The following is a 12,865-nucleotide window of genomic DNA, read 5'->3' on the forward strand; positions in this document are numbered from 1 at the left end:
CCGGATGGCAGAGGGAGTCGAGTCGATGAGCGGAAGCAGGTTCACCCGACGCCGGGCGATCACCCTGGCCGGCGCCGGGGTGGCGGGGGTTGCCGGAGTGGCGGCCGGCGCGGGGGCACTGCTGAACGGCTCCCATGGCCCGGCCGCGGCGAGCGACCACCCGGCCGGGGCGGTGCCGTTCCACGGTGAGCACCAGGCCGGCATCGTCACCCCGGCACAGGACCGGCTGCACTTCGTCGCCTTCGACGTGATCACCAAGGACCGGGCCCGGCTGGTCGAGCTGCTCGAGGAATGGACGGCCGCCGCCGCCCGGATGACTGCGGGGCGGGACGCAGGGATCCTCGGCGCGGTCGGCGGGATGCCGGAGGCCCCACCGGACGACACCGGCGAGGCGCTCGGGCTGCCCCCCTCGCAGCTCACCCTGACGATCGGCTTCGGGCCGACGCTGTTTCGCGACTCCGACGGTCGGGATCGCTTCGGCATCGCCGACCGGCGGCCGGCGGCCCTGGCCGAGCTGCCGAAGTTCCCGGGTGACGCGTTGCAGCCGCAGCTCTCCGGTGGCGACCTCTGCGTGCAGGCGTGCGCCAACGATCCGCAGGTGGCGGTGCACGCGATCCGTAACCTGGCTCGGCTCGGCATGGGCGTGGTGAGCGTCCGCTGGTCGCAGCTCGGCTTCGGGCGTACCTCGTCGACCTCCCGCGACCAGGCCACCGCGCGCAACCTGTTCGGCTTCAAGGACGGCACGGCCAACCTCAAGGCCGAGGACACCGACCTGCTGCGCGACCAGTTGTGGGTGCAGCCGGGCGACGGGCCGGACTGGATGGCCGGGGGCTCGTACCTGGTCACCCGCAAGATCCGGATGCTCGTGGAGACCTGGGACCGCACCTCCCTCGCCGAGCAGGAGGAGATCGTCGGCCGGAGCAAGGGCAGCGGTGCTCCACTCGGTCGGGCCGACGAGTTCGACGAGCCGGACTTCGCGGCGCGCGGCACGGACGGCAAGCCGGTGATCGCCGAGCATGCCCACGTCACGCTGGCCCACCCGAGCCGGAACAGCGGCGCTCAGTTGCTCCGCCGGGGCTACAACTTCGTCGACGGCTCGGACGGCCTCGGCCGGCTCGACGCGGGCCTCTTCTTCATCGCCTACCAGCGCGATCCGCGCCGCCAGTTCGTGCCGATCCAGACCCAGTTGGCCCGGCACGACGTGATGAACGAATACCTGCGGCACGTCTCCAGCGGTGTGTTCGCCTGCCCACCCGGGGTACGCGACGGCGGCGACCACTGGGGGCGCGCCCTCTTCGGGTGACCCTCGTCGAGATGGCGACAGCGGAATCGGTCCGGGCTGCGGTGGCGCCGGGCGGCGCCGAAGGGGGGATCATGGTGGCAGCCAGGCCCGGGACCCACCCGTGCGCCCGGCGCCGCAGCACGTGGCGCATCTACCGGCAGACGCCGGTCCCACCGAACTGAATGAGGATGCAATATTAATCCCATGAGAGCCCGCGTACTGGTGGTCGACGACGACCCCGCGCTCGCCGAGATGCTCGGCATCGTGCTGCGTAGTGAGGGTTTCCTGCCCTCGTTCGTGGCGGACGGCGAGCGGGCGTTGGCCGCATTTCGTGACAGTCGTCCCGACATCGTGCTGCTTGACCTGATGCTTCCCGGCATGAGCGGTATCGACGTCGCCCGGTCCATCCGGGCGGAGTCCGGCGTGCCGATTGTCATGCTGACCGCGAAGAGCGACACCGTGGATGTCGTGCTGGGCCTGGAGTCCGGTGCCGACGACTACGTGGTCAAGCCGTTCAAGCCCAAGGAGCTGGTGGCCCGGATGCGGGCCCGACTGCGCCGAGGCGAGGACGTGGCCCCCGAGATGCTGACCATCGGGCCGCCCGACAACCAGATCACCATCGACGTGCCCGCGCACACCGTCAGTCGTAACGATGAGGAGGTGAAGCTGACTCCGCTGGAGTTCGACCTGCTGGTCGCGCTTGCCCGCAAGCCACGTCAGGTCTTCACCCGTGAGGTGCTGCTGGAGCAGGTCTGGGGTTACCGGCACGCGGCCGACACCCGCCTGGTCAACGTGCACGTCCAGCGGTTGCGGGCCAAGATCGAGCCGGATCCGGAGCGACCGGAAATCATCCTCACCGTGCGGGGCGTGGGTTACAAGGCGGGGACCGGATAGCCTGGTCGCACTGTGTCGACCACGCCCCCACCCTCCCCGAGTACGCCTGCCCGCCGGCCCAGCGCCGGCGGGGAGGTCTGGCGTGCGGTGAGCGGCCGGGTCGCCCGCGTGGTGGCCCGGGTGCACCAGACCTGGCGCCGCTCGCTCCAGGTGCGGGTCGTGACCATCACGCTGGTGGCGTCCAGTCTGCTGGTCGGCGGTTTCGCGTTCCTGATCGCTGACAAGATCACCACCATCCTGCTCGACAGCGCCCGCAGCGACGTCCGGCAGAGGGTGACCAGCGGCGCCAGCTATGCCGCCAAGCAGGTCTCGCTCTACGGCCAGCCGCAGGAGGCGCAGCTCCAGGAGACCATCGACGGCACTGTCAACTACCTCGCCGGTGGCGACCCTCAGCAGACCAGCGGGGTGGTGGTGGCGATCACGGCCAACGACTATCCCAGCGAGATCCAGACGCGCACCGCGCCCTCCGCGAACGTCCAACAGCTGATCAGCCCGGAGCTGCGGGCCGCGGTCGCCGACGGCAAGGTCGCCAGCCAGATCCGCACCGGCCGGCTCACGGGGAAGTCCACCAAATACCTCGTGTACGGGTCTCCGGTGCCCACCAGCTTCGGCCAGATCGAGCTCTACTATCTGGTGCCGCTGACCCGGCAGGACGTCACCGCCGCCGACGCCCGAGCCACAGTGGTGGCCACCGGGGTCGCCCTGGTGATCCTGCTCGGGCTGCTCGCGGCGCTGGTGACCCGCCTGGTGGTCAACCCGGTCCGGGTCGCCGCGCGCACCGCCCAGCGGCTCTCCGCGGGGCTGCTCGACCAGCGGATGGTGGTCAACGGCGAGGACGACCTCGCCCTGCTGGCCGCCTCGTTCAACCAGATGGCCACCAACCTGCAACGGCAGATCCTGCGCCTGGAGGAGATGTCCCGGCTGCAGCGCCGCTTCACCTCGGACGTCTCGCACGAGCTGCGTACCCCGCTGACCACGGTCCGGATGGCCGCTGACCTGATCTTCGCCGAGCGCGACGAGTTCGACCCGGCGGTGGCCCGCAGCGCCGAGCTGCTCCAAGCCGAGCTGGACCGGTTCGAGGAGCTGCTCACCGACCTGTTGGAGATCAGCCGGTTCGATGCCGGTTTCGCCATGCTGGATTCCAGAGCCGACCGACCTGGTGCCGGTGGTGCACCGGGTGGTCGACCGGCTGGCCGGCCTGGCCGAGCGGGTGGGCGTCCCGATCGAGCTCGACCTGCCGGGGGCGCCGGTGATCGCCGAGGTCGACCCACGCCGGGTCGAGCGGATCCTGCGCAACCTGGTCGGCAACGCCGTCGAGCACGGCGAGGCCCGCCCGGTGCTGATCACCCTCGGCGCCGACGAGACCGCAGTGGCGATCACCGTCCGCGACCGGGGTGTGGGGCTCAAGGTGGGCGAGGAGAAGCTGGTGTTCAACCGGTTCTGGCGGGCGGACCCGTCCCGGGCTCGGCAGACCGGTGGCACCGGCCTTGGCCTGTCGATCAGCCTGGAGGACGCCCGTCTGCACGGCGGCTGGCTGGAGGCGTGGGGTGCTCCCGGGCAGGGCGCGCAGTTCCGGCTCACTCTGCCGGCCCGCGCCGGCGATCGGCTGACCACCTCGCCGCTGCGGCTGGTGCCGGCCGACGCCGCGCTGCCCTTCGGTGGCCCTCGCGACGGTGGCCCGCTGGCCATCGGCCCGGGCACCGGCGGGGCGGTGGCGATCGGCCCGGCGCCGACCGGGGACGGACAGCGGGCGGAGGTGCGCTCATCGACGGCCCTCTCTGCTCGGGGCACTCGGTGTGGTGGTGCTGCTCGGTGCCGGCTGCGGCATCCCGGCCGGGTCCGACGTGCGGGTGGACGGCAAGGGCGGGGCTGTGACCGGGGCCGGCGGGTTCGACGTCCGGCGCAGTGAGCCGCCGACGCGGACCGCCGGCGGCAGCGACAACGAGGTGTTCCTGCGCAACTTCCTGTCCGCCGCCGCCGGCGAGCCGGACCGGGCGTACGAGCGGGTCAAGGCGTTCGTCGCCCCGGAGGACAAGTCCCGTCTGCAGGACAAGAAGGGCAGCGAGGTCGCGCTGAACGTGGTCCGGCTGCGCGAGGCGGTCTACACCCTCAACAGCGACTCGACCACCACCGTGAAGATCACGGTGCAGCAGCTCGGTGTGCTGCGGGCCAACGGCACCCTCGCCCCGCCCGTGGCGACCGAGTCGGAATACGAGTTCGGGCTTCGCAGCGCGGCGTTGGACGGCGGCGCCAACGACGAGCGTGCCGGCCTCTACGTCCTCGACCCGCCGAACGTGCTGCTGCTCAGCGACGTCGCCCTCAAGCAGTACTACCAGGAGGAGACGATCTACTTCTGGAGTTCCGACCGCAGCCGGCTGGTGCCCGACCAGCGCTACCGGCCGGTGGCGGTGCCCAACGAGCGCCGGGTCAACGAGGTCGTGAAGTGGCTGGTCGGCGGCCCTTCCGACTGGCTGCGCCCGGGTGTCGTCGGGCTGCCCGACCGCACCGAGCTGATCAACAATGCCACCGGCGCGAACAACCGGTGGGAGGTCAACCTGGACATGTCCGGTGACGACCAGAACGGCATCGACCAGCTGATCACCCAGCTCGCCTGGTCCCTGGGCGACCTGACGGGCGAGCTGGAGTTGAAGATCCGCAACAACTCGCAGCCCGTGCAGGACCTGAACGAACGACGCAACTCCCAGCAGCTCTACCCGAACGCCCAGAGCCCACAGCGGTTCGGCGTGTACGAGGGCGCCATCCACCCGCTCGACTTCGACGGCGAACTCAGCGGAATGGTGCCGCTGGCGCCCGAGGTCAACCGCAACATCGTCTCCGCCGGCCTGGCGTTGGCCCGGGATCAGCGGGTCCTCGCCGGGATGGTGGTCAACGGCAGCAGCAGTGGCCGGTACCGCCTCGCCGTGGGCACGGGTGTCGCGCCGGTGTCGGTCATCAACCGCAGTGGCACCGAATACTCCTCGATGAGCCGACCGGTCTGGCTGCGTACCGTCGACTCCCGTGCCGATCGCGGCCTGGTCGTGGCCGACGGGCAGCTCTACCGGTTCGACGAGGCGGCGCGGATGTACCCGGTGCCGCTCAACCTGCCCACCGCTGACGTCACAGCGGTGGCCGCCGCGCTGGACGGTCAGCGGGTCGCCGTGATCGCCGGTGGAAAGCTCTACGTCGCCGCGGTCAACCTGGACGGCGGCGGGGTCTCCATCGGGCCGCCGAGGCAACTGGCCACCTCGCTGACCGGCCTCACGGCGGTCGACTGGGGCAGGGAGGACCGGCTGGTGGTGGCGGGGTCCGCAGGCCAACAGGCGATCTACGAGATCAGCGTGGACGGCGCCGTGGAGACGCCCCTGCGGACCGACGTGGGCGCCAAGGTCAACCACCTGACGGCGTACCCGACCAACCGCGTCGTGCGGGTCCCCAGCGGGGCCTACATGTACGAGGCGAACGGGGTGGCCTACCGCAGCAGCCCGTTCGAGCGGATCGAGCCGGACCGCGTGCGGGACATCGCCCCGGTGCCGGCCGGCGTCCGACCGAGCAACCCGTCGGCACCGTTCTTCCTCTACTGACACGTGAGCGGGCTCTGGGCGGACCTCACCGACCTGGTGCTGCCCGCCACCTGCGCGGGTTGTCGGGAGCGCCGGGCCGGCCTGCGGCACGGGGTCTGCCCGGCCTGCGTCGAGGCACTGGACGCGCTGCGTCCACGATCGGTCCGCCCGACACCCGCCCCGCCGGGCCTGCCGTCCTGCGTCGCCCTCGGCCCGTACGCGGGCCCGCTGCGCGAGGCGCTGCTGGCGTACAAGGAACACGGCCGGCACGGTCTGGCCCGCCCACTCGGGGCCCTGCTCGCCGAGGTCGTCGCGGCGGCCGTCGGCGTGGCCCGTCCGGTGGCGCTGGTCCCGGTCCCGGACACGGCGGCGGCAGCCCGCTCCCGGTACGGGGATCACCTGGACCGGCTCGCCCGGCACTGCGCGGCCCGGCTCAACCGGGGCGGCTGGGCGGCGCAGGTGCATCGTCCGCTGCGGGCGTTGCCCCGCCCGGACTCGGTGACCCTGGACAGCACCGGGCGGGCGGCCGCGGCCGAGGCCGCGTTCCAGCCCCGCTCCGCCGCGCCTGGCTGGCCCCCTGCCGCAGCCGCGGCCCCGGTCGTGGTGCTGCTCGACGACATCGTCACCACCGGCGTCACACTGGCCGCCGCGACCAGGGTGCTGACCGCGACCGGGTGGGCACCGAGTGTCGCCGCGGTGCTCGCGGCGACCGAGAAAAGACACCAGTCGTAACCGATCGTGTTTCCGTTTCACCCGTTGGTGTATGAGCTGCGAAAAATCCTGGGCCGTCTCGGCAACATGGGGTGACTGTCGAGCGAACAGGAGTTAGCGTTTCGATGTCGGGGGTAGGAGGTTCGTTCCACCCCGCCCCCGGCGGTGAGAGGAGGCGTAGCCGTACCAACCGGTCGACGCCAGCGGGTCTCCCCACGGCGCGCGACCGGGTAACCGGATCGAAGACCGTCCGAACAAGGGAGGTCACGTGGACATCGTGGTCAAGGGCCGAAACGTCGAAGTGCCGGACCATTACCGGGTGCACGTAGCCGAGAAACTCGCAAAGATCGAACGCTACGACCACAAACTTATTCGTGTCGATGTCGAGCTTTTTCACGAGCGCAATCCGCGCCAAGCCGACCACTGCCAGCGGGTGGAGATCACCTGCATTTCCCGGGGCCCCGTCATTCGGGCCGAGGCGTGCACCAACGACTTCTACAGCGCGCTCGACGCGGCCATCGCGAAGCTCGACACCCGGCTGCGCCGCGCGGCCGACCGTCGCCGCGTACACCGGGGTCGGCAGACGCCGATCTCCGTCGCCGAGGCCACCGCGGGCCTGCCGGTCGCGGACCTGGTGGCCCCCGCCCTGAGCGCGCCGGCTGACGGCGCCCGCGCCGGCACCGCCGTCGCGGAGCGGGTCGAGGAGGAGCACGACGACCAGCAGCCGTGGCACATCGCCCGGGAGAAGGTGCACCCGGCGGAGCCGATGACGATCGACGACGCGCTGTTCGAGATGGAACTGGTCGGGCACGACTTCTACCTGTTCCAGGACAAGGAGTCCGGCCGCCCGAGCGTCGTCTACCGGCGCCACGCGTACGACTACGGCATCATCTCCCTCGCCACCGACCGGTAACGAGACGCGTTGATCAGGGAGTTGTGGTGGGGAGGCCCCGCCACAACTCCCTGATCCGTCAACGGAGGTCGGTGGGCAGCAGCGCGAAGGTCAGGTCGTCCAGGCGGGTGCCGGCCAGCCCGGGCAGACGGCCCCGTTGCAGGGCCTCGCGCTCGAACCCGACCCGCTCCAGCACGCGATGCGACGCGGTGTTGTCCGGCACCGTGCCGGCGGTCAGCCGCGCCATCCCGGCCGGGCCGAACGCCCAGCCGGCGAGCAGTCGGATCGCCCGCGTCGCGTACCCCCGGCCGCGCCAGTCCGGCAGCAGCGCATAGCCGACCGACGCCTCGCCACTGGCCACGTCGGTGTACGACAGCCCGCAACTGCCCGCCGGCTCCCCGCTGGCCACGTCCGTGATCAGCAGTCTGGCGATGTCGCCGGTCAGCCATCCGCTCTCCGCGAGACGGCAGCGCCGTTCGATCGCCTCCCGCGTCGGCGGTACGGGCGGCGCCTGGTTCGCCACCACCTCGGGTCGACTGTGCAGCCGGTACATCAGCTCCGCATCGCCGGGCGCGAGCCGGCGCAGCGCCACCACCTGATCGGTGAGCACACCGTCGGGCAGATCGGGCAGCAGTCGGGCGGTCGGGCCGGGCGGATCCCCGGCGAGGCGTACCCAGGCCAGCAGATCGTGCCGCCCCGTGTTCCGGTTGCAACCGGCCGACCGCCGCGAACCCTCGTAGCGGAAGCCGGCAGCCAGCGCGACCCGCTGGCTCGGCCCGTTCTCCGCCTCGGTGAGCAGTTCCAGTCGGGCCGTCCCGGCGGCGAACGCGTGCTCGCTCAGCGCGCGGATCGCCGCCGCGGCCACCCCGCGCCCGCGCGCCTCCGCCCGCACCCAGTAGCCGATCTCGGCCTGGCCCCGGGTGGGCACCGGATTGCTCAGTCCCACCGTGCCGAGCAGCCGGTCGGTGGCCGGGTCCGCGATGGCGTACGCGGCGCCGCCGCCGGCCCAGGCCGCGGGGCGCCGGCGTCGATCCACCAGCGGGCGTCGGTCTCGGTGTACGGCGACGGCAGTCCCGAGATGAACCGCTGGGTCAGCGGATCCCCGCAGCCGTCGACCACGTCGGCGATGTCCTCGGCGCGGAATGGCCGCAGCCGCACCCCGTGCGCCTCGACGACCTGCTCAAGGCTCATGTCAGGTCCTTGCTGAGCAACGAGGCCACCCAGACGTCGACCCGCTCGCCGCGGTGCTGCACCCCGCCCCGGGCCGTTCCCTCGAACGTGAAGCCCGCCTTCTCGGCCACCCGGCGGGAGGCGGTGTTGCCCACGTTCGCCTTCCACTCGATCCGGGCCAGGCCCAGCGTCGTGAAACCCCAGGCGCTGAGCGCGACCAGCGCGGCCGGCATGTACCCGCGGCCACGGGCCGCCGGGGCGGTCATGAAGCCCACGTCGGCCAGCAGCGCGTCGGCGGGGGAGAGCCGCAGGTCGAGCGAGCCCGCATACCGGTCGTCCGCGTCGGCGATCACGAAGTGGGCGGCGTCCCCCCGGGCCCAGGCGTCCTGGCCGTGGATCCGGTAACCCTGCGCGTCGGCGCGGTCGTACGGGTCCGGCACCGTCGTCCAGCGGACGGTCTCCGGGTCCTGACAGGTCTGCACCACGGCGTCCAGGTCCTGCTCCTCCATGGGGCGCAGGCGTATCTCGCCGGCGCCGGCCGTGGCGAACAGCACGGGCTGCGGGCGGCCGAAGACGGCGGCCCGCCGGGCGGCGAGGGTGCCCGGGCCGGCCGGCCCGGTCGACCCGGGTGCAGGCACCTCGCCGGGCAGCAGCGATCCGATCCAGGTGTCCGCGCCACGGTGCGGCGTCGGGTGGGCCATCCGCAGCCGGCCGTCGACCCGGAAGCCGGCCCGTAGTGCGACCAGCCGGGAGGCGTGGTTGCCCACCTCGGCGTGCCAGACCAGCCGGCGTAGCCCGAGGCTGTCGAAGGACCAGCGGGCCAGCGCCCGGGTGGCCCGGACCATCACTCCCCGGCCGCGCGCCCAGGGGGCGGTCCAGTAGCCCACCTCACCGGTGCCGGCCTGGTCGATCGAGATCAACCCGCACGAGCCGAGCAGGTCGCCGGTGGCCGGGTCGCAGACCGCGAAGGGGGCTCCGGTGCCTTCCGCCCAGGCCCGCCCGCTCATCTCGGTGACGAAACCGTGAGCGTGTTCCGGGCGATATGGGCGGGGTACGGTTGTCCAGCGCTGAATGTCCGGGTCCTGACAGGCTCGGTGCACGGCCTCGGCGTCCGCCTCCCGCCAGGGCCGCAGCAGCACGCCGTCCTCGATGATCTCCACGGGCTCCACTCGTGCATCCTGCCGTAGCGTTCGCCGACGGCGTAACCGGATAACGTTTGGAGCGTGCGCAGGACGCGAGTTATGTCGGGTTCGGCGGGGTCGCGCACCGCCACCAGTGACCATCGGGCCGATGCAGCGCCTACGATGGTTCGAGACTGTCTAGGGGAGCGTTGATCCGTGTCGATTCTGGAAAAGGTCCTTAACGCGGGCGAGGGCCGCATGGTGCGGCGGCTCAAGGCCATCGCCAATGCCGTCAGCTCGATCGAGGACGACTACGTCAACCTCACCGACGAGGAACTGGCCGGCATGACCGAACAGTTCCGGGAGCGGCTCGACGAGGGTGAGACCCTCGACGACCTGCTGCCGGAGGCGTTCGCGGTGGCCCGTGAGGCGGCCGCCCGGGTGCTCGGCCAGCGCCCGTACGACGTCCAGGTGATGGGCGGCGCGGCGCTGCACTTCGGCAACATCGCCGAGATGAAGACCGGTGAGGGCAAGACGCTGACCTCGGTCATGGCCGTCTACCTCAACGCGCTCTCCGGCAAGGGCGTCCACGTGATCACGGTCAACGACTACCTCGCCCAGCGCGACGCGGCGTGGATGGGCCGGGTGCACGAGTTCCTCGGGCTGACCGTCGGCGTGGTGCTGCCCAACCGGCCGGCCACCGAGCACAAGGCCGCCTACGAGTGCGACATCACCTACGGCACCAACAACGAGTTCGGCTTCGACTACCTGCGCGACAACATGGCCTGGTCGAAGGAAGAGCTGGTCCAGCGCGGCCACAACTTCGCAGTGGTCGACGAGGTCGACTCCATCCTGATCGACGAGGCACGCACCCCGCTGATCATCTCCGGCCCGGCCGAGCACTCGGCCCGCTGGTACGGCGAGTTCGCCGGCGTGGTGGCCCGGCTCCAGCCCGGCACCGACGGTGAGGGCGACTACGAGGTCGACCACTCCAAGCGCACCATCGCCGTGACCGAGCGGGGTGTCGCCAAGGTCGAGGACCGGCTGGGCATCGACAACCTGTACGAGTCGGTGAACACCCCGCTGGTCGGCTACCTCAACAACGCCATCAAGGCCAAGGAGCTCTACAAGCGCGACAAGGACTACATCGTCAGCGACGGCGAGGTCCTGATCGTCGACGAGTTCACCGGTCGCATCCTGCACGGCCGTCGCTACAACGAGGGCATGCACCAGGCGATCGAGGCCAAGGAGGGGGTGGAGATCAAGCAGGAGAACCAGACCCTGGCCACGATCACCCTCCAGAACTACTTCCGCCTCTACGAGAAGCTGTCCGGGATGACCGGTACGGCGCAGACCGAGGCGAGCGAGTTCAACAAGGTCTACAAGGTCGGCGTCGTGACGATCCCGACCCACCGCCCGATGGTTCGCGAAGACCGGCCGGACGTCATCTACAAGACGGAAAAGGCCAAGTTCAACGCGGTCATCGAGGACATCGCCGAGCGGCACCAGATGGGCCAGCCGGTGCTGGTCGGCACCGTCTCGGTGGAAAACTCCGAGATCCTCTCCCAGCTCCTGCGCCGACGCGGCATCCCGCACAACGTGCTGAACGCCAAGTTCCACGCCCGGGAAGCCGAGATCGTCGCCCAGGCCGGGCGTAAGGGCGCGGTCACCGTGGCCACCAACATGGCCGGCCGCGGCACCGACATCCTCCTCGGCGGCAACCCCGAGTTCCTCGCCGCGAACGAGCTGCGCCAGCGCGGCCTCGACCCGCTGGAAAACGAGGAAGAGTACGCCAAGGCGATGGAGGAGGTCCTTCCCACGTGGAAGCAGGCCTGCGACGCCGAGGCCGACGAGGTCTCCGCCGCCGGTGGCCTCTACGTGCTGGGCACCGAGCGGCACGAGTCCCGGCGGATCGACAACCAGCTGCGCGGTCGCGCCGGCCGGCAGGGTGACCCGGGCGAGTCCCGGTTCTACCTGTCGCTGCAGGACGAGCTGATGCGGCGCTTCCGGGCCGGAGCGGTCGAAGCCGTGATGGAGCGCTTCAACATCCCGGAAGACGTGCCCATCGAGTCGAAGATGGTCACCCGGCAGATCAAGAGCGCCCAGGCCCAGATCGAGGGCCAGAACGCCGAGATCCGCAAGAACGTGCTCAAGTACGACGAGGTGCTCAACAAGCAGCGCCAGGTCGTCTACGCCGAGCGGCTCCGGGTGCTCAACGGTGAAGACCTCTCCGACCAGGTCCGCAACATGATCGACGACACCGTCGAGGCGTACGTGCGTGGCGCCACCTCCGAGGGCTACGGCGAGGACTGGGACCTTGAGCAGCTCTGGTCCAGCCTGAAGCAGCTCTACCCGGTCGGCGTGACGATCGAGGAGCTGGAGGAGGAGGCTGGCGGCTCGCGCGCCGGCATGGACGCCGACTTCCTGGTCTCCCGCCTCAAGGACGACGCGAACGCCGCGTACGACCGGCGCGAGGAAGAGGTCGGCACCGAGGGGGTGCGCCAGCTCGAGCGGATGGTGCTGCTCCAGGTCATCGACCGCAAGTGGCGCGAGCACCTCTACGAGATGGACTACCTCCAGGAGGGCATCAACCTCCGGGCGTACGCCCAGCGCGACCCGGTGGTGGAATACCAGCGCGAGGGCTTCGACATGTTCGCCACCATGATGGAAGGCATCAAGGAGGAGACGGTCGGCTTCCTCTACAACGTCGACGTCCAGGTGACCGAACCGGAGCCGGAAGAGGGCTCCGAAGAGGTCGCGCTGCTCGACAAGCCGGTGGAGATCCGGGCCAAGGGCCTCAACCGCGCTCCGCAGCGGCAGGGCCTGCAATACTCCGCTCCCACCATCGACGGTGAGGCCAGCCCCGGCGCGGTCGCCGTCGAACAGGCCGAGCAGCAGGCTCCGGCGCTCGGCGTGGGTCGACCGGCCCCGGGTGCTCCGGCGGCGCCGGGGCAGACCGCGCCGTCCGCCCCGCAGCGGCCCGCCTCCGGGCTTCGCGGCCCGGCGGTTCCGTCCGCCGCTTCCCGCCGGCCGGCACCGAACCAGGCCGAGGCGAGCAACGGCCCGTCCCGCAACGCGCCGTGCCCGTGTGGCTCGGGCCGCAAGTACAAGCGCTGCCACGGCGCCCCCAACGGCGGCAACTGACCGACAGCACTGACGAACGGGTCCCGGCCATCAGGCCGGGACCCGTTCGTCGTCTCCCGGCCGCACGCCCCCGTCCGCGTGGCGATGATCA

The 12,865-nt window shown here is 71.2% G+C and carries 7 protein-coding genes and 2 pseudogenes; 7 read left to right on the plus strand and 2 right to left on the minus strand.

From position 1 onward, the window contains the following. Positions 1–25 precede the first annotated feature (25 nt). The 6 genes and pseudogenes from efeB (at position 26) to hpf (ending at position 7,360) form a co-directional block, all read left to right on the plus strand. Positions 26–1,303 (plus strand): iron uptake transporter deferrochelatase/peroxidase subunit, encoded by a 1,278-nt coding sequence (gene efeB, locus AC3CF1_RS24375; RefSeq protein WP_210793185.1) that lies wholly within the window; start codon positions 26–28, stop codon positions 1,301–1,303. Between the two features lie 183 nt (positions 1,304–1,486). Next, on the plus strand, positions 1,487–2,176 hold the full coding sequence (gene mtrA / locus AC3CF1_RS24380; protein WP_030331519.1) for an MtrAB system response regulator MtrA: 690 nt from the start codon (positions 1,487–1,489) through the stop codon (positions 2,174–2,176). 87 nt (positions 2,177–2,263) lie between these two features. Then, a pseudogene (gene mtrB / locus AC3CF1_RS24385) lies at positions 2,264–4,085 on the plus strand (MtrAB system histidine kinase MtrB). Next, positions 3,979–5,757 (plus strand): LpqB family beta-propeller domain-containing protein, encoded by a 1,779-nt coding sequence (locus AC3CF1_RS24390; protein WP_488451321.1) that lies wholly within the window; start codon positions 3,979–3,981, stop codon positions 5,755–5,757. Before mtrB ends, AC3CF1_RS24390 begins: the two are co-directional and overlap by 107 nt. A 36-nt stretch (positions 5,758–5,793) precedes the next feature. After that, a complete protein-coding gene (locus AC3CF1_RS24395; RefSeq protein ID WP_488452127.1) occupies positions 5,794–6,468 on the plus strand; it encodes a ComF family protein in 675 nt (224 codons plus the stop codon). A 247-nt stretch (positions 6,469–6,715) separates the two neighbouring features. Next, the gene (gene hpf, locus AC3CF1_RS24400; RefSeq protein WP_354981378.1) at positions 6,716–7,360 is read left to right on the plus strand and encodes a ribosome hibernation-promoting factor, HPF/YfiA family; all 645 of its coding nucleotides are present in this window, start codon (positions 6,716–6,718) and stop codon (positions 7,358–7,360) included. 58 nt (positions 7,361–7,418) lie between these two features. Here hpf and AC3CF1_RS24405 read toward each other — a convergent pair. Both AC3CF1_RS24405 and AC3CF1_RS24410 read right to left on the minus strand, forming a co-directional pair. Next, positions 7,419–8,530: pseudogene (locus tag AC3CF1_RS24405) on the minus strand (GNAT family N-acetyltransferase). After that, positions 8,527–9,678 (minus strand): GNAT family N-acetyltransferase, encoded by a 1,152-nt coding sequence (locus tag AC3CF1_RS24410; protein ID WP_488451322.1) that lies wholly within the window; start codon positions 9,676–9,678, stop codon positions 8,527–8,529. The pseudogene AC3CF1_RS24405 and the gene AC3CF1_RS24410 overlap by 4 nt, the downstream one beginning before the upstream one ends. A gap of 168 nt (positions 9,679–9,846) precedes the next feature. Here AC3CF1_RS24410 and secA point away from each other — a divergent pair, with 168 nt between their 5' ends. Continuing rightward, the gene (gene secA / locus AC3CF1_RS24415) at positions 9,847–12,774 is read left to right on the plus strand and encodes a preprotein translocase subunit SecA (RefSeq protein WP_354981375.1); all 2,928 of its coding nucleotides are present in this window, start codon (positions 9,847–9,849) and stop codon (positions 12,772–12,774) included. The last annotated feature ends 91 nt before the right edge of the window (positions 12,775–12,865 follow it).

Source organism: Micromonospora sp. MGP-C2 (assembly GCF_057766525.1).

Excerpts from the sequence above, each read along its gene's own strand:
- efeB (WP_210793185.1), top strand. The coding sequence starts at position 26 with ATGAGCGGAAGCAGGTTCACCCGACGCCGGGCGATCACCCTGGCCGGC.
- mtrA (WP_030331519.1), top strand. The coding sequence starts at position 1,487 with ATGAGAGCCCGCGTACTGGTGGTCGACGACGACCCCGCGCTCGCCGAG.